Source organism: Burkholderia sp. Bmkn7, from assembly GCF_041103175.1.
GTDB classification, from domain to species: domain Bacteria; phylum Pseudomonadota; class Gammaproteobacteria; order Burkholderiales; family Burkholderiaceae; genus Burkholderia; species Burkholderia cepacia.
In genome coordinates, this window is record NZ_JBGCUH010000002.1 from 767338 (window position 1) to 786225 (window position 18888).

22 protein-coding genes are annotated in these 18888 nt (G+C 66.4%); 13 read left to right on the forward strand and 9 right to left on the reverse strand.

The features are described from left to right. Positions 1–44: 44 nt before the first annotated feature. Both AB3K92_RS09345 and AB3K92_RS09350 read left to right on the forward strand, forming a co-directional pair. Entirely contained in the window at positions 45–1376 is a 1332-nt protein-coding gene (locus AB3K92_RS09345) for a DUF3422 family protein (protein ID WP_111999427.1), read from the forward strand. A gap of 34 nt (positions 1377–1410) precedes the next feature. After that, entirely contained in the window at positions 1411–1614 is a 204-nt protein-coding gene (locus tag AB3K92_RS09350) for a hypothetical protein (protein ID WP_318827717.1), read from the forward strand. A 39-nt stretch (positions 1615–1653) separates the two neighbouring features. On the opposite strand, the gene AB3K92_RS09355 is transcribed toward AB3K92_RS09350, so the two are convergent. Together AB3K92_RS09355 and cynR are read right to left on the reverse strand one after the other, a co-directional pair. Beyond that, positions 1654–2109: a DUF3304 domain-containing protein gene (locus AB3K92_RS09355; RefSeq protein ID WP_021160506.1), complete on the reverse strand. Its 456-nt coding sequence runs from the start codon at positions 2107–2109 to the stop codon at positions 1654–1656. 84 nt (positions 2110–2193) lie between these two features. Then, positions 2194–3090: a transcriptional regulator CynR gene (cynR, locus tag AB3K92_RS09360; protein WP_048021536.1), complete on the reverse strand. Its 897-nt coding sequence runs from the start codon at positions 3088–3090 to the stop codon at positions 2194–2196. A gap of 113 nt (positions 3091–3203) precedes the next feature. Here cynR and AB3K92_RS09365 point away from each other — a divergent pair, with 113 nt between their 5' ends. The 3 genes from AB3K92_RS09365 to AB3K92_RS09375 all read left to right on the forward strand — a co-directional run bounded on the left by AB3K92_RS09365 (position 3204) and on the right by AB3K92_RS09375 (position 4942). Further along, positions 3204–3863: a carbonic anhydrase gene (locus tag AB3K92_RS09365; RefSeq protein ID WP_027789886.1), complete on the forward strand. Its 660-nt coding sequence runs from the start codon at positions 3204–3206 to the stop codon at positions 3861–3863. Between the two features lie 30 nt (positions 3864–3893). Next, positions 3894–4364: a cyanase gene (cynS, locus tag AB3K92_RS09370; protein ID WP_021160503.1), complete on the forward strand. Its 471-nt coding sequence runs from the start codon at positions 3894–3896 to the stop codon at positions 4362–4364. Between the two features lie 110 nt (positions 4365–4474). Beyond that, positions 4475–4942 (forward strand): nucleoside deaminase, encoded by a 468-nt coding sequence (locus AB3K92_RS09375; protein WP_021160502.1) that lies wholly within the window; start codon positions 4475–4477, stop codon positions 4940–4942. Positions 4943–5116: 174 nt separating this feature from the next. On the opposite strand, the gene AB3K92_RS09380 is transcribed toward AB3K92_RS09375, so the two are convergent. Next, positions 5117–5422, reverse strand: coding sequence for a hypothetical protein (locus tag AB3K92_RS09380; protein ID WP_249454087.1), 306 nt, complete (start codon positions 5420–5422; stop codon positions 5117–5119). 31 nt (positions 5423–5453) lie between these two features. Between AB3K92_RS09380 and AB3K92_RS09385 the strand changes: the two genes are divergently transcribed. The 4 genes from AB3K92_RS09385 to AB3K92_RS09400 all read left to right on the forward strand — a co-directional run bounded on the left by AB3K92_RS09385 (position 5454) and on the right by AB3K92_RS09400 (position 9230). After that, on the forward strand, positions 5454–6575 hold the full coding sequence (locus AB3K92_RS09385; RefSeq protein WP_226167724.1) for an ABC transporter ATP-binding protein: 1122 nt from the start codon (positions 5454–5456) through the stop codon (positions 6573–6575). Between the two features lie 10 nt (positions 6576–6585). Then, positions 6586–7572, forward strand: coding sequence for an ABC transporter permease subunit (locus AB3K92_RS09390; protein ID WP_369464886.1), 987 nt, complete (start codon positions 6586–6588; stop codon positions 7570–7572). Next, on the forward strand, positions 7569–8408 hold the full coding sequence (locus tag AB3K92_RS09395; RefSeq protein WP_369464888.1) for an ABC transporter permease subunit: 840 nt from the start codon (positions 7569–7571) through the stop codon (positions 8406–8408). The genes AB3K92_RS09390 and AB3K92_RS09395 overlap by 4 nt, the downstream gene beginning before the upstream one ends. 387 nt (positions 8409–8795) lie before the next feature. Then, entirely contained in the window at positions 8796–9230 is a 435-nt protein-coding gene (locus tag AB3K92_RS09400) for a GNAT family N-acetyltransferase (RefSeq protein ID WP_059709975.1), read from the forward strand. Between the two features lie 139 nt (positions 9231–9369). On the opposite strand, the gene AB3K92_RS09405 is transcribed toward AB3K92_RS09400, so the two are convergent. Beyond that, positions 9370–10653, reverse strand: coding sequence for a cystathionine gamma-synthase family protein (locus tag AB3K92_RS09405; RefSeq protein WP_369464889.1), 1284 nt, complete (start codon positions 10651–10653; stop codon positions 9370–9372). 140 nt (positions 10654–10793) lie between these two features. Then, positions 10794–11690 (reverse strand): LysR family transcriptional regulator, encoded by an 897-nt coding sequence (locus AB3K92_RS09410; protein ID WP_021159947.1) that lies wholly within the window; start codon positions 11688–11690, stop codon positions 10794–10796. A 140-nt stretch (positions 11691–11830) separates the two neighbouring features. Between AB3K92_RS09410 and tam the strand changes: the two genes are divergently transcribed. Further along, the gene (gene tam / locus AB3K92_RS09415; protein WP_059489061.1) at positions 11831–12616 is read left to right on the forward strand and encodes a trans-aconitate 2-methyltransferase; all 786 of its coding nucleotides are present in this window, start codon (positions 11831–11833) and stop codon (positions 12614–12616) included. 51 nt (positions 12617–12667) lie between these two features. Here the strand turns inward: tam and AB3K92_RS09420 are convergent, their stop codons facing one another. Beyond that, positions 12668–13258, reverse strand: a complete 591-nt coding sequence (locus AB3K92_RS09420) for a GNAT family N-acetyltransferase (protein ID WP_021159949.1) — start codon at positions 13256–13258, stop codon at positions 12668–12670. 477 nt (positions 13259–13735) lie between these two features. On the opposite strand from AB3K92_RS09420, the gene AB3K92_RS09425 reads away from it, so the two are divergent. Beyond that, positions 13736–14002 carry a hypothetical protein gene (locus tag AB3K92_RS09425; RefSeq protein WP_369464890.1) on the forward strand — a complete coding sequence of 89 codons (267 nt, stop codon included), beginning with the start codon at positions 13736–13738 and terminating at the stop codon, positions 14000–14002. A gap of 2 nt (positions 14003–14004) precedes the next feature. Then, on the forward strand, positions 14005–14223 hold the full coding sequence (locus AB3K92_RS09430) for a hypothetical protein (protein ID WP_059627683.1): 219 nt from the start codon (positions 14005–14007) through the stop codon (positions 14221–14223). On the opposite strand, the gene AB3K92_RS09435 is transcribed toward AB3K92_RS09430, so the two are convergent. Further along, positions 14213–16663: a phosphocholine-specific phospholipase C gene (locus AB3K92_RS09435; RefSeq protein ID WP_369464891.1), complete on the reverse strand. Its 2451-nt coding sequence runs from the start codon at positions 16661–16663 to the stop codon at positions 14213–14215. The genes AB3K92_RS09430 and AB3K92_RS09435 overlap by 11 nt on opposite strands. A gap of 78 nt (positions 16664–16741) precedes the next feature. On the opposite strand from AB3K92_RS09435, the gene AB3K92_RS09440 reads away from it, so the two are divergent. Beyond that, the gene (locus tag AB3K92_RS09440; RefSeq protein ID WP_021159954.1) at positions 16742–16936 is read left to right on the forward strand and encodes a hypothetical protein; all 195 of its coding nucleotides are present in this window, start codon (positions 16742–16744) and stop codon (positions 16934–16936) included. A 77-nt stretch (positions 16937–17013) separates the two neighbouring features. Here the strand turns inward: AB3K92_RS09440 and AB3K92_RS09445 are convergent, their stop codons facing one another. Further along, positions 17014–17694 carry an HAD family hydrolase gene (locus AB3K92_RS09445; RefSeq protein ID WP_369464892.1) on the reverse strand — a complete coding sequence of 227 codons (681 nt, stop codon included), beginning with the start codon at positions 17692–17694 and terminating at the stop codon, positions 17014–17016. Positions 17695–17717: 23 nt separating this feature from the next. Continuing rightward, positions 17718–18659 (reverse strand): choline ABC transporter substrate-binding protein, encoded by a 942-nt coding sequence (locus AB3K92_RS09450; protein WP_225723416.1) that lies wholly within the window; start codon positions 18657–18659, stop codon positions 17718–17720. Between the last annotated feature and the right edge of the window lie 229 nt (positions 18660–18888).

Below are 18888 nucleotides of genomic sequence, written 5' to 3' on the forward strand. Positions count from 1 at the left end.
GACGATCCGGCGTGCGGGACTGAACAGGGAAGCGTGGTGTATCGATGATGGACCATCCGTTGCGCGCCGCGCTGGCCGCGGAATTACATGCCCGGCCGTTCCTGCGGCTCGCCGAAGCCGTGTCGCTCACGCATTACGCGATCTACGCGGACGGCCAGCCCGACATCCACGAAACGCTGCTGCACGCGCTGTGCCGCGATACCGGCATCGCCGCGCCGCACGAAGGCGCAACGCACTACGCGGTGCAGTCGCCGAGCGGCTGGCACCTGAAGTGGGAGCGCCACACCGAATTCTCGACCTTCACGTTCGTCGCGCCGCGTCGCGACACCGGTTATTTCGACGATCTCGCGATCGAAGGCATTCCGGCCGCGTGGTTCGCGCGGCTTGCCGGCATCCGCTTCGTCGCGGTGCGCATGGAGTTGCTCACGGGCGACGCCGCGCGGCTCGTCTGCGGCGACCTGCGCCGCTGGATCGACGGGCCCGCGCTCGTCGGCAGCAACGTGCTCGGCGGCGGCAAGGTGTTCTGCGACTGGCATGTGCGCGACGACGGTTTCATGCGCTTTCTCGTCGTCGACGAGGATTTCCGCGAGGAGCAGGGCGGCCGCCTGCTGCAGCGCCTGCATGAAATCGAGACGTACCGGATGATGGCCCTGCTGGCGCTGCCCGTCGCGCGCCGGATGAGCCGCGAGCTCGACGAGATCCACGCGGCGCTCCATGCGCTGATGCAGCGGATGGACGCGAGCGGCGCCGACGGCGACGACACCGCGTTGCTCGTCAAGCTCACGCATCTGGCGGTACGGGTCGAGTCGCTGTCGGGATCGGGCGCGCGCTTCAGTGCGTCGCGGGCGTACGAGAAGCTCGTGCTGGCACGCATCCACGAACTGCGCGAGGAACGCATCGAAGGGATGCCGACGATCGCCGAATTCATGGAGCGGCGTTTCGCGCCGGCGATGGAAACCTGTCGCAGCGTATGGGCGCGCCACGAACAGATCGCCGCGCGGATCGCGCGGGCGGTCGACCTGCTGCGCACGCGCGTGAACCTCGCGCAGGAAAAGGACGTGACGCGTTTGCTGGCCGGGATGGAGCGCACCGCGCGCAACCAGCTGCATCTGCAGCACGCGGTCGAGGGGCTGTCGGTGGCCGCCATTTCGTACTACGTGCTGTCGCTCGCGACGGCGGCGTTCAAGGCGCTGCACGTGATGAACCTGCCGGTCGATCCCGAACTGGCGGAAGGCCTGCTGATCGCGCCGGTCGTGTTCGCGGTGATTCACATCACGCGGCGCACGCGCGCGCAGCTGGCGCGATCGGAAGCCGCGCATGACAGCGCACATGACGGCGCGGCAGTGCATGCGGCGGCGTTGAAGCAGGTCGGTTAGAACATCGAAAACTTGATCAGGTAAAGGAGTGGAGATGACTTTTTCGCAGAAGCAACCGGAGTTCTACAGCGGTTTCGATGCCGCGTTCGACGAACCGGCACCGGACGAAGCGGGCGTGCCGGAGGCCGCGCGCGTGACGTCATATCAGGCCGTGCTGCAGGAGCCGATGACGTCGCTCGTCGGGAATACGATCGATCGGCCGGACGTCGCGGCGGTGGCGATTCTCGGTTACAACTGACGCAGTGCCGGGCGGGTGGGCTGCGCAGTCCCTTCCCGATTACCCGGCGGCACGCATGCGCGGCATCGTCGGGTACGCCACCCATCGGGCGTCGATCTTGCGGCCGGGTAGAAAGTGAAACTCGATATAACCGTCGCGCCGGTTCGGCAAAGCCGGCACGGCGACGTCGGTTTCGACGATGTCGGGCGCCTGGTTCCGGGCGTCTTCTTCAGGCGTCAGATCGTACGTGATCCTGACGTGCCAGGTCTTCTTGCCGCGCGGCACGCTCATGCAGCACATCGTGCCGCCCCCGCCGCCGAACTGGCGCGCGTGCACGCTGCCCGCGCCGAAGCCATCCACCACGAAACTGTAGACACCACGATCGGTGTAATTGAATCCCACGACGCGATACGGGCCGTCGGCGCGCGTCTGTGCGTGGATCCACCAGGCCGCGCCCGCCAGCAATGCCGCGACGGCAACCGGGTTGAGTATCAGGCGGCGTAGCAGGTTCGGCATGTCGGTGTTCCAGTGAGTCGGTTCGGCGGCACGATCGGTCGCCGCTAGCGCCAGGGTGCGTGTCGTGCACCACGGCGGCCGAGGTCATCGCGCGCGTCTGACCGCCCCCGCTCCGTGCGCCAGCGCCAGTTCGACGAACGCGCGCGCGGCCGCGCTCCGGTATGCCCCCTTTCGTTGCAGCAGCACGGCCGTGCGCCGCAGGACGGCCGGATCGAGCGCGATGGCGACGAGATCGTCGTGCCCGCTCGCGATCGTCGCGGGCAGCAGCGTCGCGAGGTTCGTGCGGCGCACGATCTCGATCACGGCTCCCAGCGAATTCGCTTCCATCGACACGCGCGGCCGCACGTCGTGTTCGCGGAAATAGCGATCGATCTGCACGCGAGTCGCGAACTCGGCCGTGAGCAGCACGAGCGGCGCGTCGTGCAGCGCGCGCAGGCCGGCCTTGCGTTTTCCGGCGAGCGCATGCCGGCGGTTCACGACGAGCGCGAGCGTTTCGACCAGCAGCGGTTCCGCCGCGATATCGGCCGTCTGCACCTCGTCGAACGCGATGCCGACATCGAGCTCGTCGTCGACGAGCAGCGCCTCGATGCGCTCCTGCGACATCTCGCGCACCGACAGCGACACCTCCGGATAGCGGCCGTGAAACGCCTCGACCAGCGGCCCGACGAGATAGCTCGTGAAGGTCGGCGTGACGGCGATCCGCAACGAGCCGCGGCTGAGATCCTGCACATCGTGAATGGCACGCCGGCCTTCCGCGAGATCGTGCAGCGCCTGCCGCGCATAGCGGAAATACACGTCGCCGGCGTCGGTCAGCCGCGTCACGCGCCCGGTGCGGTCGAACAATTGCGCGCCGAGCGTCTCCTCGAGCTGGCGGATCTGCTGGGACAGCGCGGGCTGCGACACATGCAGCGCGGCGGCCGCGCGCGTGAAGCTGCGATGCTCGGCGACGGCGAGGAAGTAGTGGATATGGCGCAGCAGCATGGCGGTTCCTATAAGTCCTGCTTATCAGCTAGATCATAAATCAGTCTTTTACCTTATTGGAAGCCCGGCGTAACCTGCTCTTCATCGATTCCACCCGCACCGGAGAACACGCGATGAAGGACATCATCGAAGGCTTCCTGAAGTTCCAGCGCGACGCGTATCCGGCGCGCGCCACGCTGTTCCGCGATCTCGCGCGCAGCCAGCATCCGCGCGCGCTGTTCATCTCGTGCTCGGACAGCCGGCTCGTGCCCGAACTCGTCACGCAGCGCGAACCGGGCGACCTGTTCGTGATCCGCAATGCCGGCAACATCGTGCCGTCGTACGGCCCCGAGCCGGGCGGCGTGTCGGCGTCCGTCGAATACGCGGTGGCCGCGCTGCGCGTGACCGACGTCGTGATCTGCGGCCATTCCGATTGCGGCGCGATGACCGCGATTGCCACCTGCCAGTGCATGGACCACATGCCGGCCGTCGGCCACTGGTTGCGTTATGCCGATTCGGCGCGCGTCGTGAACGAGGCGCGCACGCATCGCAGCGAACGCGAACGGATCGACTCGATGGTGCGCGAGAACGTCGTCGCGCAACTGGCGAACCTGAAGACGCACCCCGCCGTGCGGCTCGCGCTCGAAGAAGGGCGGCTCGCGTTGCACGGCTGGGTCTACGACATCGAATCGGGCTGCATCGACGCCCATGACGGCGCGACCGGCCGGTTCGTCTCCCTGGCGGACCATCCCGAGGTCCGCGCCACGCCCGCGACGCTTCCCGTCGCGGCCTGAATCGCTCCCACCCCACCACGAGGAATTGCCATGATCCAGTCCCAGCACAGCCAGACCGCCCGCCACGCGCTCGCGGAGACCGTCGTTCTCGCGAAGGCGCGCAAGAACCTGTCGTTCGCGCAGCTCACCGAAGGCACGGGCCTGAGCGAAGCGTTCGTGACGGCCGCGCTGCTCGGCCAGCATGCACTGCCGGCCGATGCCGCGCGCAATGTCGCCGACAAGCTCGGCCTCGACGACGACGCGGTGCTGCTCCTGCAGACGATCCCGCTGCGCGGCAGCATCGACGATCGCGTGCCGACCGACCCGACGATTTACCGCTTCTACGAAATGCTGCAGGTGTACGGCACGACGTTGAAGGCACTCGTACACGAGAAGTTCGGCGACGGCATCATCAGCGCGATCAATTTCCGGCTCGACGTGAAGAAGGTCGACGATCCCGAGGGCGGTTCGCGCGCGGTGATCACGCTCGACGGCAAGTACCTGCCGACCAAGCCGTTCTGACGCCGGCGCGGCGCTGCGGCAGCGGTGCCGCGCAGGTTCCCGCCCGACGAGCATCGGCCGGTTGAAGCCGCCGCACGTTCCCGCCATTCCGTTTCAACGAGGACGCAGCCATGGATTTTGTGAAACGCACGATCGATCTTGCGATGAAGAACGTGGAAGAGGGCGGCCGCCCGTTCGCGACGGTGATCGTCCGCGACGGCGAGATCGTCGCGGAGAGCCCGAACCTCGTCGCGCAAACCAGCGACCCAACCGCGCACGCCGAGATCCTCGCGGTGCGCGACGCGTGCCGCAAGCTCGGCACCGAGCACCTGACCGACTGCGAGATCTACATTCTCGCGAGCCCGTGCCCGATGTGCCTCGGCTCGCTGTACTACTGCAGCCCGAAACGCGTGGTCTACATCACGACGCGCGAAGACTACGCGCCGTTCTACCGCGACGACCGCAAGTATTTCGAGCTCGACACGTTCTATGCCGAATACGCGAAGCCGATCGAGGAACGCCGGCTGCCGATGGTGCAACAGAAGCACGGCGGCGCGATCGACGTGTACCGGCGCTGGAAGGAACTGAACGCGAAGTGACGTGACCCGCGCGGCGCCCAGGCCGCGCGTTGCAGCCGCCCGGCTGCTCGTTTTCCCCACCCTCCGTTTCGTCTTCCGTGTCATCCGGCGGCGCCCGTGCCGCCGGGGCGCCCGCGCTGCCGCGCGACGCGGGTCGTGCCCCCGTTTTCCCGCGTTCCCAAACATCGATCCCGTTCAATGTCCGGAACGGAAATCCGCGATCCAAAAGGTTTTTGACGGGTTTAAAAATTCGCACTGGAGACGACGAAAACGTGCGGAAAGCCCGATGAAAACCGATGAAACCTTCATGACAGCCAGCGTGGTGGCCGCGGTCGTTCGCGACTGATCGCCATCGATCGCCGTGCGTTTTCCCTGCCTGTTTCGTTGCGCCATTCGTTCCGGACGAGGAATCGCTCGATCCCTCTCCGCCAGCACCGCTCGACTGCCGCCGGTCGCGCGTGACGCCTGAGATTCGCTTACCTGCTTGAAACGGACCATCATGAAACGGGATTCATTCAGTACACCTGATGCGATGCATCGACCGACGACGCACATGCTCGAGCCGAACGACACGTTCGTCCGCATCGAAAACGTCGTGAAGAAATTCGGCGACAGCACGGCCGTCGACAACGTGAACCTGACGATCGCGAAGAACGAGCTGTTCGCGCTGCTCGGCAGCTCCGGCTGCGGCAAGTCGACGCTGCTGCGCATGCTCGCCGGGCTCGAGACGGCCACCTCCGGCAAGATCTTCGTCGACGGCGAGGACCTCGCGTCGCTGCCGCCGTACCGACGCCCGGTCAACATGATGTTCCAGTCGTACGCGCTGTTCCCGCACATGACGGTCGAATCGAACGTCGCGTTCGGCCTGAAGCAGGAAGGCACGCCGAAGAACGAGATCCGGGAACGCGTGGCCGACGCACTCGCGCTCGTGCAGATGAGCAAGTACGCGAAGCGCAAGCCGCATCAGCTCTCCGGCGGCCAGCAGCAGCGCGTCGCGCTCGCGCGCTCGCTGGTCAAGCGCCCGAAGCTGCTGCTGCTCGACGAGCCGATGTCCGCGCTCGACAAGAAGATCCGCCAGAAGACCCAGCTCGAACTCGTGAACATCATCGAGAAGGTCGACGTGACCTGCGTGATGGTCACGCACGACCAGGAAGAGGCGATGACGATGGCGAGCCGCCTCGCGGTGATGAGCGAGGGCAAGATCGTGCAGATCGGCTCGCCCGGCGAAGTCTACGAATACCCGAACAGCCGTTTCTCGGCCGAATTCATCGGCTCGACCAACCTGTTCGAAGGGCGCGTGGTCGAGGACGAACCCGACCACATCTTCGTCGAAAGCGACGACCTCGAGGCACGCATGTACGTGAGCCACGGCGTGACGGGCCCGCTCGGGATGCCGGTCGGCATCTCGGTGCGTCCGGAACGCGTGCACGTGTCGCGCGAGAAACCGGGCTCGAAGCACAACTGGGCACGCGGCGTCGTGACCGACATCGCGTACATGGGCAGCTACTCGCTGTACCACGTGCGCCTGCCGAGCGGCAAGACGGTGGTGTCGAACCTGTCGAGCTCGCACCTGATGAACGACAACGCGCCGGCGTGGAACGACGACGTGTTCGTGTCGTGGTCGCCGGCCAGCGGCGTCGTGCTGACGCAGTGAGGACGCCACGATGAGAACCTCCGCTTCCACTCCGTCCGCGCCGGTGTCTGCCGGCGCCGCGAGCACCGGCGCCGGCCGCGCGCGCCCGGGCCGTTTCTCGATGCTGTCGCGCTTCCTGCCGTCGGGCCGCAGCGTCGCGATCGGCGTGCCGTTCCTGTGGCTCGCGATCTTCTTCGCGCTGCCGTTCGTGCTGGTGCTGAAGATCAGCTTCGCCGACCAGGTGATGGGCATCCCGCCGTACACGTCGCTCGTCGAGATCAAGGACGGCGTCGTGCACTTCGCGCTGCAGCTGTCGCACTACGCGTTCCTGCTGCAGGACGACCTGTACATCGCGACCTACCTCAGCTCGCTGAAGATGGCCGCCGTGTCGACGGTGCTGTGCCTGCTGATCGGTTATCCGATGGCGTACTACATCGCGCGCTCGGAACCGAACCGCCGCAACGTGCTGATGATGGCCGTGATGCTGCCGTTCTGGACGTCGTTCCTGATTCGCGTGTACGCATGGATCGGCATCCTGAAGGACGACGGCCTGCTGAACCACACGCTGATCGCGCTGGGCATCATCCACACGCCGCTGCGGCTCTATCACAGCGATGCAGGCGTCTACATCGGGATGGTCTATTCGTACCTGCCGTTCATGGTGATGCCGCTGTACGCGCACCTCGTGAAGATGGACCTCACGCTGCTCGAGGCCGCATACGACCTGGGCGCGAAGCCGTGGGTCGCGTTCACGCGCATCACGCTGCCGCTGTCGAAGAACGGGATCATCGCCGGCAGCCTGCTGGTGTTCATCCCGGCGGTGGGCGAGTACGTGATTCCGGAACTGCTGGGCGGCGCCGACACGCTGATGATCGGGCGCGTGATGTGGGATGAATTCTTCAACAACATGGACTGGCCGATGGCGTCCGCGGTGACGGTCGCGATGGTGATGCTGCTGCTGGTGCCGATGGCGCTGTTCCAGTACTACCAGGTCAAGGAACTGGAGGGCGCGAAATGATCAAGCCGAGCAAACCGCTGTCGACGGGCGTCCTCGCCTTCGGCTTCCTGTTCCTGTACATCCCGATCATCAGCCTGGTGGTGTACTCGTTCAACGAGTCGAAGCTGGTGACGGTGTGGTCGGGCTTCTCGCTGAAGTGGTACAGCGCGCTGCTGGACGACGACGAGCTGCTGACCGCCGCGTGGCTGTCGCTGAAGATCGGCCTGTTGACGGCCACCGCGTCGGTCGTGATCGGCACGTGGGCGGGTTTCGTGCTCGCGCGCTTCGGCCGCTTCAAGGGCTTCACGCTGTACACGGGGATGATCAACGCGCCGCTGGTGATTCCGGAGGTTATCCAGGGCATCTCGCTGTTGTTGCTGTTCGTTGCGCTGGAGCAGATGTTCGGCTGGCCGAAGGGGCGCGGGATGGTGACGATCTGGATCGGCCACGTGATGCTGTGCGTGTCGTACGTGGCGATCATCGTGCAGTCGCGCGTGAAGGAGATGAACAAGTCGCTGGAGGAGGCGGCGCTCGACCTGGGCGCGACGCCGCTGAAGGTGTTCTTCGTGGTGACGCTGCCGTTGATTTCGCAGGCACTGCTGTCGGGGGGGCTGCTGTCGTTCACGCTGTCGATCGACGATCTGGTGCTGTCGGCGTTCCTGTCGGGGCCGGGGTCGACGACGCTGCCGCTGGTGGTGTTCTCGCGCGTGCGGCTGGGGCTGAACCCGGAGATGAATGCGCTGGCGACGCTGTTCATCACGGCCGTGACGATCGGCGTGATCGTCGTGAACCGGATGATGATCGCGCGGGAACGGCGCCGCGTGGCGGACATGAAGGCGGCGTTCGCGGTGGCGTGAGGGCGGGCATGATGGTGTGACGGCACGACGAAAGCGACGGCGGGCGCATGACGGGCCCGCCGTTTGCGTGGGTCGCTTGCTCGCGGGGAGGGAAGCGGGGCGATCGTGTGCGGTGTGCGCGCTCATGACCGAGCGGGTCGGCTACGGTTACGGTGACTGTGGCGACGCCACGTGCAAGGCGGCGCAGCCGCCGCGATTCGCAACGGTGCCTTCGGCGCCGGGTTTCGGGTTCCCGATTTGGCCGATCGACGTGTGGGAATGCCACGTCGCACGCGATATCGCGCGCTAGCCGCGCGGTCGCCACGCGGCGGGCGACGCGCTATAGTCGTGCGACGCCCGCCGACGGTGCGATACACCCGGCGGCCCATTCACTGACGCGCTCTGCCGATGACAGCCCTTCCCGACGTTACCCTGCGACTGACCGACACCGAGCAGCCGGCCGCACACGATTTCATCAGCCGCAAGCTCGGCGAATTCAATCACGCGATGACGGGGCGCGCCGACGCGGCCACGCTCGACGTGTACGTGACCGATCCCGCGACGGGCGAGATCGTGGGCGGCCTGACGGGGCGCACGTCGCTCGGCCTCTTCTTCATCGATCTGTTCTACCTGCCCGAATCGCTGCGCGGCGGCGGGTTCGGCAGCCGGCTGCTGCGCGAGGCCGAAGCGGAAGCGAAACGACGCGGATGCGCGCGGGCGGTGCTCTACACGATCTCGTTCCAGGCGCCGGATTTCTACCGGAAGCAGGGTTACGAAGCATTCGGCGAAGTGCCGTGCGAACCGGAAGGCACGTCGCGCGTGTTCATGGTGAAGGTGCTTTGAAAACCGGCTCGGCCGGCGCGCGTCGCGCGGTCAGATTGTCGTGGCGATCACCTTTCGCGTGTAGCTGGCGAGAGTGGCCGGATCGACGAACCGGCCTCTGAAATATCCGTCGCCGTTCGCGTCGGATACGAGCGTCTGATCAGCAACGCTCCAGCGCGTACGACAGGTCGGCGATCAGGTCGTCCGGATGTTCGAGCCCGACCGACACGCGGATCAACCCTTCCGACACACCGGCCGCTGCGCGCGCGTCGGCCGGCACGCCCGAATGCGTCGTCGACGCCGGATGGCAGATCAGCGACTCCGTGCCGCCGAGACTGACCGCCGACTTGAAGAGCGTCAGGTGGTTGATGAACCTGAACGCCTGCTCGCGGCCGCCGTCGAGGATGAACGCGAACGTCGAGCCGGGCCCGCTGCACTGGCGCCGGTAGACGGCCTGGTAGGCCGGATCGTCGATGAGCTCGGGATGCAGCACGCGCACCGGCCGATGCGGATTGCCGGCGAGCCAGCGGGCGACGGCGCTGCCGCTGCGCGCGGCCTGCTGCATGCGCAGTACGAGCGTTTCCATCGAGCGCGTGATCATCCACGACGAATGCGGGTCGAGCTGCGAGCCGAGCGTGCTGCGGACCGAGCGGATCTTCGTGATCAGGCTGCGGGTGCCCGTCACGCCGCCGGCGACGAGGTCGCTATGCCCGCCGATGTATTTCGTCAGCGAGTACACGCTCAGGTCGATGCCTTGCCGCGACGGCTTCTGATACAGCGGCCCGAGCAGCGTGTTGTCGCAGACCGACAGCGGGCGATAGCCGTGCCGCGCTTCGAACGCATCGATCTCGCTGCGCAGCCCGTCGAGGTCGAACAGCGCGTTGGTCGGGTTGGCGGGCGTCTCGATGTAGCACATCCGCACGTTGCCCTTTTGCGCGGCCGCTTCGAGCGCGGCGCGGATCGCGCTGGTGGACAGCCCGTCGGCGATCACTTCGGAGCGGATGCCCCACTCGGGCAGGAACTTCGAGATCAGCGTTTCGGTGCCGCCGTACAACGGCACGGACTGGACGACGCAGTCGCCCGGCCGCAGGAACGTCAGCAGGATCGCGGCGATTGCCGACATGCCGCTCGACGTCACGACGGCGGCTTCGGAATCTTCGAGCAGCGCGAGGCGATCCTCGACGATCTCCAGGTTCGGGTGATTGAAACGGCTGTAGACGAGGCCCGCGCCTTCGCCTTCCGGTGAAGGCTTGCGCCCGGCGACGACGTCGAAGAATTCGGCGCCGTCCTCGGCCGTGCGGAACGCGAACGTCGACGTGAGGAACACGGGCGGCTTCACCGATCCTTCCGACAGGAACGGATCGTAGCCGTACGACATCATCTGGGTTTCGGGATGGAGTTCCCGGTCTGCAATCTTGCGCTTGTGGTAGTTGCGATAGGCCATGCGGTGCTCCGTGCAGGGGTGGTGAGGAACGGCCGTTGCAGCGGCGGCACGACGTGTGCGGCACCGGGTAGGCACCGTTCGTCGCGACCGCGTGACGCGATACTACCCGAAGGCATGGCCTTCGTGACGCGGGGCTGTCACTATCGAGAGGGTGTCGCCTGTTCGACGATCATGTCGTACAGCGCACGGGCGGCCGGCGACAGTTGCGCGCTCCGGCGCGTGACGAGCACGAGCGTGCGCGACACCGCGGGCTCGACGAGTTCGATCGTGCGGATCATCGGGTACGCGTTCTTCTGGATCGCGAGCTTCGGTACCACCGCCGCGCCGAGCCCCTCCGCGACGAGCCCGAGCGCCGTCGAGCTGCGCTGTACTTCGTAGAACGAATGCAGCGACACGCCGCTCGTCTTCAGCGCGCCGTCGAGCAGCCCGCGATTGCCGCTCACTTCGCCGGCGAAGATCAGCGGATGCGGTTGCAGGGCGGCCCAGCGAATGCGCCGCCGCTTCGCGAGCGGATGATCGTCGCGGCACACCAGTACATACGGGTCGCTCGTCAGCGGGACGTTGACCAGTTCGGGATGCTGGTCGCCGGCGATGCCGATGCCGAACTCGGCCTCGCGATGCAGCACGGCCTGCAGCACCGACGCCGACGCGTGATCGAGGATCTTCACGCGATCGTGCGGGCGGTGCGCGGAAAATGCGCGCAGGATGCGGGGCAGGTATTGCACGCCGACCGTCGGCACGCACGCGATCGTGACGTCGCCGCGCTGGCTCAGGCCGGTTTCGCGAATTTCGGTGAGCGCGTCGGACAGCTCGTTCAGCAGCCGGCGCGCTTGCGGCAGGAAACGCCGGCCGATTTCGGTGAGGGTGGTGCGGCGCGTGGTGCGCTCGACGAGCGCGACGCCGAGAAAGGTTTCGAGCTTGCGCAGCCGCTGCGTGATGGCCGTCTGCGTGACGTGCAGCGTATCGGCCGCCTGCCGGAAGCTGCCGCCGTCGGCGATCGCGACGAAAGCCTGGACACCGAGCGTATCGATCTTCATCAGAATTTTGAATCAATCACGATATTAAATTCATTTTACTGAACTTCACGACAGCCGCAGAATGCTTCGCATCGACGGCCCCCAGCACCGCGCACGCGGGCAGCGGCACGGCCGTCCATGCCGACCAGGAGGAGAACGACATGACGACCCCACTCGATCGATACGCGGCCCAGTACGTGCAATTCGAGGACGAACGCACGCGGCCCATCCGCGATCTGCTCGCCGCCGTGCCGAACACGCCGATCCGTACCGCGATCGACATCGGCTGCGGGCCCGGCAATTCGACGGAGGCGCTGATCGCGCGTGCGCCGGACGCAACGGTCCACGGAATCGATGCGTCGGCGGACATGATCGACGCCGCGCGCACGCGCCTGCCGGACCTGCGTTTCGACGTCGTGGATATTTCCACGTGGGACGATCCCGGCGGCTACGACCTGATTCTCGCGAATGCGGTGCTGCAATGGGTGCCCGCGCACGACACGCTGTTTCCGTCGCTCGTCGGCCGGCTCGCGCCGGGTGGCCATCTGGCGGTGCAGATGCCCGACAACCTCGACGAACCCGCGCATCGGCTGATGCGCGAGGTCGCCGCGGCCGGGCCGTGGGCGGACAAGCTGAAAGGCGCGGCGCGCACCGAGCGGTTCGATGCGCGTCATTACCACGCGCTGCTGTCGCCGCTGTGCTCGCGCGTGGACGTGTGGCGCACGACCTACTACCACCCGCTGCGCGGCGGTGCCGATGCGGTCGTCGAATGGTTCAAGGGGAGCGCGCTGCGGCCGTTCCTCGCGGCGCTCGACGACGGCGAGCGCGCGGCGTTTCTCGCGCGGTATCGCGACGCGATCGCGGGCCCGGGCGGCTATCCGACGCTTGCCGATGGCACCGTGCTGCTGCCGTTCCCGCGTCTGTTCATCGTGGCGACGCGGGCATGATCCGGATGTGGCGCGCGTGAGAGGCGGCAAGGACGCGCGTTCGGCGGTGCGTCAGCGCGCCGGCCGCATCGATTCCGGGTCGACCGTGCGGATCCGTGCGGTCTGCCCGTCGCGCAGGTCCTTGTACCAGAACAGCGCGACTTCACCGTCGTTTTCGTCGTCCGCGTACAGCAGGCGATCGTGGCCGCCCAGCACGAAGCCCGAGCGGGCATAGGTGCTGCACGCGGCGACGTTGTTCGACTGCGTTTCCAGCCGCATGAAGCCGAACCCGTGGCTGCGCGCCCAGGATTCGGCGGCCGCGAGCAGCAACTGTCCGATGCCTTGCCGCCGGCTGCGGCGGTCGACGGCCAGCTCCGCGATCTCGGCCATCCCGTTCCAGCTCTGGCTGATCGCCACGAAGCCGGCGAGCCGGCCGCCGGCCGTCGCGCGAAAGAGCGCCGTTTTGCCGGTCGCCTCGTCCGCCCAGCCGGCCGGATCGAAGCCGTAGTGCTTGCGGCGCGCCGGCAGCGCGCGCAGATCGAGCAAGTCCTGATACGGCGCGTTCAATTCCCACGCGATGTCGAACGAGAAGTCGCATCGATCCAGTTCGTCGGCGGGAATCGCGCTCGTCTGTTCGATGCTGATGTGTTCGGCTCGGTCCATGTGTCGGTGTCCTGTCTTCTGCGGGATGGCGTGGTGTCGTCGGTGATGCGATCGCCGGCATCGTGAGGTGCGCCGCATCGAGTGTGTGCGTGCTGCGGATTTTTGCGCCCGCACAGTTCGCCGCGCGCGAGACCGGCACAGACTGGCTCCTCCCGTGACGGCAAAACGCGGGCAAACCGTGAACCGGATGGCGACGCAAACGTGTGCGGGATGCGCGCGCCAGCCAGCGCGCACTTTCAACCGCCTGATTATGCTGGATTTCGGCATGAGGCAATCGCCGGCATCGACGCGATGCGGGCTGTCGTGCGTCGCGACTTCGATCCGGGTGACCGCCGGCCGCCTGCGGAGGAAAGACGACAGGATTCCGAATAGTTGTTTACCGTTTCGTGACGACTCGATATGTTCCGGAAAATATATCGAAGGGCGTGGCGTCGTCAGGCGCTACGTCGTCCACCCGCTCCACGAAAGCCGGAAGAGATGCTGACCTGCATCGCCGGAGCAACGCGTCGTCGCGGCATGCGCAATCGGTGCGCACGCTCGCCGGCGCTGCAACACAGGCGGCCGCTCGCGGCATGCCACATCAGCAGGCCCATACCGGTACCGAAGCGAAGCATCGTGCGTGCGCATGACGCGTATGTGCGCGCGGCGATCCGGTGGCTCGCGTTCGTCAATCAGTCGGTGATTCGTCAACACGCCGCGCGTCACGCTACGATGCAGGCGCGCGTCGACCACAACAGGAAGTGAACATGAACAAGACCATCGCGGCCGCAGCGGCACTCGGGATGTTCGGTACCGCCGCACACGCGCAAAGCAGCGTCACGCTCTACGGGCTGATCGATGCGCCCGTCGCGCGGGCAGCGCGAAGGGGAACGCATTCGGGCGCAACGCGGCACGTCGCGCCCGAATGCGTGCCGGCCCCATGCAGGCGGCCGGCACGGCACGGCCAGGCCGCCGTCAGATGTTGATCGTGACGGGCCCGGCGAGGGGCGTGTAGCCGTCGTCGAACAGATACCACGCGTCGTACTGCCCCGACGCCAGCGTGCTGTTGGCCGCGGACGAGAACAGCAGCGAGCCGGTGCTTTTCGGCAGGTATGCCCACGACTTGTAGCTGCCCTTGGTCGGCTGCGCGCCATGCGCGAAGATGCCCACCCAGTTCTTCGGGCTGTGGCTCCACGGCGGCGCGACGTAGTCGAAGCGCAGCGTGCCGAACGTCGAGCCCTGCGACGCGAGCGACGCGACGAACTTCTTGCCGGTATTGCCGATCGCCGAATCCGTGAGCAGGGTGCCGGATTGCGCCTGCACGCAGCCGGCTACGCGGCGCAGGAAATTCGGATCGTTCGCGTCGCGGATGCTGGCGTCGTACCAGCCGCCGTCACCGTACCACGTGACGGCTTGCGTCGCGCCGGCGGCGACCGTGACCGACTGCCGCGTGTTCATGCCGTACGCGTTGTCGGTGAGCTGGAACGTCGTCGCGACCGAGCCGGCGGCGTTGTCGAGCGTGATCTGTACGTTGCCGTTGGCCACGTCGTAGCACAGGCTGATTTCGGCGGTCGATCCGGTGTTGCCGGACGAGCCGATGCTGCCGCGGAACGTCTGCAGGAAGCCGTTCGGGCCGTAGACGGAATAGTCGTAGCTGCCGCCGGCATTCAGCGCGAGCGAATCCGACAGGTTCGCGCACTGGCCCGCGCCGGCCGCGATCGTGTAGTGCCGGGGGATCGTGCTCGTGCCGTCGACCCATACCTGCAGGTGGACGCCGGCGGTGCCGGTGTTGGTCATCGTCAGCGACAGCGCGTTGCCGGCGCGATTGACCTTGCCTTGCACGAAGAACTCGTAGGGCAGGCGGCAGGCGGTGCTGCGGCCGGCCGTCTGCGCCGGCACCGCGGTGGTGGTCGGGTAGGGGATCGGGACGGCCGGGCCGTTCGGGTTCATGTTGCTTGCCGGCGGCTGGATCGCGGGAACCGTCTGGTCGGCGTTCGAGAAATCGAAGGCCGACGTCAGGTCGCCGCAGACCGTGCGTCGCCACGGCGTGATGTTGGTTTCCTGTAGCCCGAAGCGCGCTTCCAGAAAGCGGATCACCGATGTGTGATCGAAGACCTGCGAATTGACCTTGCCGCCCTTCGACCACGGCGAGATCACGAACATCGGCACGCGCGGGCCGAGCCCGATCGGCACGTCGCCGCTCGCCGAGCCGTCCGATGCGGCGCCGCTGCCGGAGACGAATTCGGCGGCCGTCGAGACCGTGGAGCGGCCGGTGCCGGCAGCGGAACTGGCCGGGACGGCCGGCGGCATGTGATCGAACAGCCCGTCGTTCTCGTCGTACATGACGAGCAGCACCGTGCTGGCCCATACCGCCGGATTCGACGTCAGCGCATCGAGGACGCTGCTGACGTACCATTCGCCGCCGCTCGCGGCCCACGACGGGTGCTCGCAGTATGCGTAGGGCGCGGCGATCCACGATACCTGCGGCAGCGTGCCGTTGGCGACGTCGGCCCGCAGCTGGCTGAAGAGGTTCGTGTCGTATTCCTTGCCGCCGCCTGACGGGTCGATCTGCGTGCCGTTGAGCGCCGGCGCGAGCGGGTCGCCTGCACCGAGGTTCTGGTATTGCCTGAAGTTCAGGATGACGTTGTCGCCGTAATTGCCGTTCCACCAGAGATCGCTTTTGGAGCCGTTGTATTCGCCGTAGCCATGTGCGGCATCGAGGCCGTTGCCCTTGTCCTGGTAGAACTTCCACGTCACGCCGGCCGTGTTCAGGCGCTCCGGTATCGTGGTCCAGCCGGTGCCCGTCATCGTGTTCGTCGTGTACGGCGAGTAACCGGCGACGTTGCCGCAGCACCCGGTCCACAGATACAGGCGGTTCGGGTCCGTCGGGCCGAGCATCGAGCAGTGGTACGCGTCGCACACCGTGAACGCGCTCGCCAGCGCGTAGTAGAACGGGATGTCCTTCTGCGTGAAGTAGTACATCGTGCCGCTGGTCTTCGCGTCGGCCCAGTTGTCGTAGCGGCCGTTGTTCCAGGCACTGTGCGTGCCGTTCCAGCTGTGATCCAGGTCGCCGTAGTAGGTGTCGCCGTTCGCCGTGCCGGAGGGCGGGGACGGGTTGAACGGAAACACGTAGGACATCAGCCAGGGCTGGCGCCACACCGGATACCCGCTCGAAATCACGACCGGCCGAGGGTCGCCGAAGCCGCGCGCGCCGCCCAGCGTGCCGAGGTAGTGGTCGAACGAACGGTTTTCCTGCATCAGGATCACGACGTGCTTCACGTCCTGGATCGTGCCGGTGACGGTGGCTGCCGGAATGGCCTGGGCGCGCGCGATGCTTTCGGGCAGCATGCCCGTGATCGCGGTCGCGCCGGCGAGCTTCAACGCATCGGCGAGGAACTGACGTCGTGTCGTGGGTTTGTTTTGCATGATCGCTCTCTGTCGTGGATGGCCGGCCCCGGGGCCAGCGTCGGTCAGTGGCACGTGCTCGCGCAGTGCAGGACGGGCGTGGATGCCGAACCCGGTGCGGCCGCGCGCGCGGCCGCCACGTTGGCCGCGGTGCCCGAGTCGCCATCGCCGCAAGCGGCCAGCGTGCACAGCAGCGCGATCATGAAAACGCCGCGCCAGTGCGGAAAGCGGCTTTCCGAACGGCGCGACCTGACGACAGGCTTTCTATTCGACTCGAATCGGATTCCTGAATGATCGAGGCCGGTGCTGCGTGTTCCGTATTTCATTACCCCTCCCGACATGAAAATGGACAGCAGAGAATATCGCCCGAATCAGAACAACTTCATGACAGGCCACCCGCGCGTGCCTGCCACCTGCAAAAGCCTCGAATCGGGATTGGTGGCGACCGGATGCGTGACGTAATCGAGCAGCGGCACGTCGTTGATCGAGTCGCTGTAGAAGTAGGTGCGCTCGAAATCCGACGGCGCGTAGCCGAGCGATTCCAGCCACGCGGTCGTGCGCACGATCTTTCCTTCGCGGAAGCTCGGCACGCCGGTGCTGCGCCCGGTAAACGCGCCATCCGGCGTGCCGTCGTCGGTATCGAGTTCGATGCCGAGCAGGTGCTCGATGCCGAATTCGGCCGCGATCGGCCGCGCGACGAAGACGTTGGTCGCCGTCACGATGCAGCAGAGATCGCCGTTTTCGCGATGCCGCCCGACCAGCTCGCGCGCCTGCGGCGTGATCGCCGGACGGATCACTTCGTCCATGAACCGCGCATGCCAGCGCTCGAGCACCTTGCGCGGATAGCGGGTGAGCGGCGCGAGCGTCACGGCGAGATACGCGTTCATGTCGAGCGTGCCGGCCGCGTAATGACCGTAGTGCTCGTCGATCAGCGCGGCGTGCGCGTCGTCCTCACGCCAGCCGACCCGCGAGATGAAGCGGGCCCAGGCCTGGTCGCTGTCGAGCGGCAGCAGCGTGTGGTCGAGATCGAACAGCGCGAGATTCTTGTACATGCCGGGTTCCTTGTCTTGCGGGCTTACGCGCCGATCCGCTTGTCGATCGCATCCTTCGCATTCTTTCCGTCGATGGTCGTCACGCCGTCGAGCCACTTCGACAGCACGCCGGGATGCTTCTTCGCCCATTCCCTGGCCACCGCGACCGGGTCCGCGTGATTCATGATCGGCACCATCAGCTGGTTCTCTTCGTCGGTCGTGAACTTCAGGTTGGTCAGCAGCCGGCCGACGTTCGGGCAGCGTTCGAGATAGCCCGGCGTGACGAGCGTGTAGACCTTCGCCGACCCGTAGTTCGGGCCGAACACGGTGTCGCCGCCGTCGAGATAGGTGATCCGGTAGTCGATGTTCATCGGATGCGGCTCCCAGGCCAGGAACACGATCATCCGGTGCTCCTGCACGGCGCGCGTCACCTGCACGAGCATGCCGGCCTCGCTCGATTCGACCAGCTTGAAGCCGCCGAGCCCGAACTCGTTCCTGTCGATCATTCGCTGGATCAGCGCGTTGCCGTTGTTGCCGGCGCCGATCCCGTAGATCTTGCCGTCGAGCTGGTCGCGGAACCTGGCGATATCGGCGAAGCGCTTGAGCCCCTTGTCGGATGCGTATTGCGGTACGGCCAGCGTATAGCGCGCGCCGACCAGGTTGGGCTCTGGCAACTGGTGGACGGCGCCGGCGTCCACGAACGGCTTCACCGTCGGCGTCATGCTCGGATCCCAGTAGCCGAGGAAGGCGTCGATCTGCGCTTTCTTCACACCGGCCAGCACGATCGGCGGCGACGCGATCGTCTTGGTCGCCTCGTAGCCGAGCCCGTCGAGCAGCATCATCGCGACACCGGTGGTGGCCGCGATGTCGCTCCAGCCGACGTCGCCGAGCGTCACCTTTTTACAGACGTCGCCTTCCGATGCGTGAGCGGGGGCCGTCGCCAGCGCCGCCAGCAGGGTTGCGGCCAGCATCCATGCCTTCTTCATCATGTTGGTCTCCTAAGCAAGTGTTCCGGATCGTATTGCCTGAATGGTCTGACGATTAATCGTGCCGATCGGATGAAACAAACGAACCTGGGTCTGGCTTTGCAGTTTTTCGTACCGTATATTAGAAAGCACAAAATCGCAAGATTGCACAAAAATACAACTCGCCGGGTGCCGGGTGCGGCAACGGGCGGGCGCAGGCAGGAAGAACCGGACGGCGGCCCCATGCGGG

Coding starts and splice junctions, on each gene's coding strand:
- AB3K92_RS09345 (WP_111999427.1), top strand. CDS start 45: ATGATGGACCATCCGTTGCGCGCCGCGCTGGCCGCGGAATTACATGCC.
- AB3K92_RS09350 (WP_318827717.1), top strand. CDS start 1,411: ATGACTTTTTCGCAGAAGCAACCGGAGTTCTACAGCGGTTTCGATGCC.
- AB3K92_RS09355 (WP_021160506.1), bottom strand. CDS start 2,109: ATGCCGAACCTGCTACGCCGCCTGATACTCAACCCGGTTGCCGTCGCG.
- cynR (WP_048021536.1), bottom strand. CDS start 3,090: ATGCTGCTGCGCCATATCCACTACTTCCTCGCCGTCGCCGAGCATCGC.
- AB3K92_RS09365 (WP_027789886.1), top strand. CDS start 3,204: ATGAAGGACATCATCGAAGGCTTCCTGAAGTTCCAGCGCGACGCGTAT.
- cynS (WP_021160503.1), top strand. CDS start 3,894: ATGATCCAGTCCCAGCACAGCCAGACCGCCCGCCACGCGCTCGCGGAG.
- AB3K92_RS09375 (WP_021160502.1), top strand. CDS start 4,475: ATGGATTTTGTGAAACGCACGATCGATCTTGCGATGAAGAACGTGGAA.
- AB3K92_RS09380 (WP_249454087.1), bottom strand. CDS start 5,422: ATGATGGTCCGTTTCAAGCAGGTAAGCGAATCTCAGGCGTCACGCGCG.
- AB3K92_RS09385 (WP_226167724.1), top strand. CDS start 5,454: ATGCATCGACCGACGACGCACATGCTCGAGCCGAACGACACGTTCGTC.
- AB3K92_RS09390 (WP_369464886.1), top strand. CDS start 6,586: ATGAGAACCTCCGCTTCCACTCCGTCCGCGCCGGTGTCTGCCGGCGCC.
- AB3K92_RS09395 (WP_369464888.1), top strand. CDS start 7,569: ATGATCAAGCCGAGCAAACCGCTGTCGACGGGCGTCCTCGCCTTCGGC.
- AB3K92_RS09400 (WP_059709975.1), top strand. CDS start 8,796: ATGACAGCCCTTCCCGACGTTACCCTGCGACTGACCGACACCGAGCAG.
- AB3K92_RS09405 (WP_369464889.1), bottom strand. CDS start 10,653: ATGGCCTATCGCAACTACCACAAGCGCAAGATTGCAGACCGGGAACTC.
- AB3K92_RS09410 (WP_021159947.1), bottom strand. CDS start 11,690: ATGAAGATCGATACGCTCGGTGTCCAGGCTTTCGTCGCGATCGCCGAC.
- tam (WP_059489061.1), top strand. CDS start 11,831: ATGACGACCCCACTCGATCGATACGCGGCCCAGTACGTGCAATTCGAG.
- AB3K92_RS09420 (WP_021159949.1), bottom strand. CDS start 13,258: ATGGACCGAGCCGAACACATCAGCATCGAACAGACGAGCGCGATTCCC.
- AB3K92_RS09425 (WP_369464890.1), top strand. CDS start 13,736: ATGCTGACCTGCATCGCCGGAGCAACGCGTCGTCGCGGCATGCGCAAT.
- AB3K92_RS09430 (WP_059627683.1), top strand. CDS start 14,005: ATGAACAAGACCATCGCGGCCGCAGCGGCACTCGGGATGTTCGGTACC.
- AB3K92_RS09435 (WP_369464891.1), bottom strand. CDS start 16,663: ATGCAAAACAAACCCACGACACGACGTCAGTTCCTCGCCGATGCGTTG.
- AB3K92_RS09445 (WP_369464892.1), bottom strand. CDS start 17,694: ATGTACAAGAATCTCGCGCTGTTCGATCTCGACCACACGCTGCTGCCG.
- AB3K92_RS09450 (WP_225723416.1), bottom strand. CDS start 18,659: ATGAAGAAGGCATGGATGCTGGCCGCAACCCTGCTGGCGGCGCTGGCG.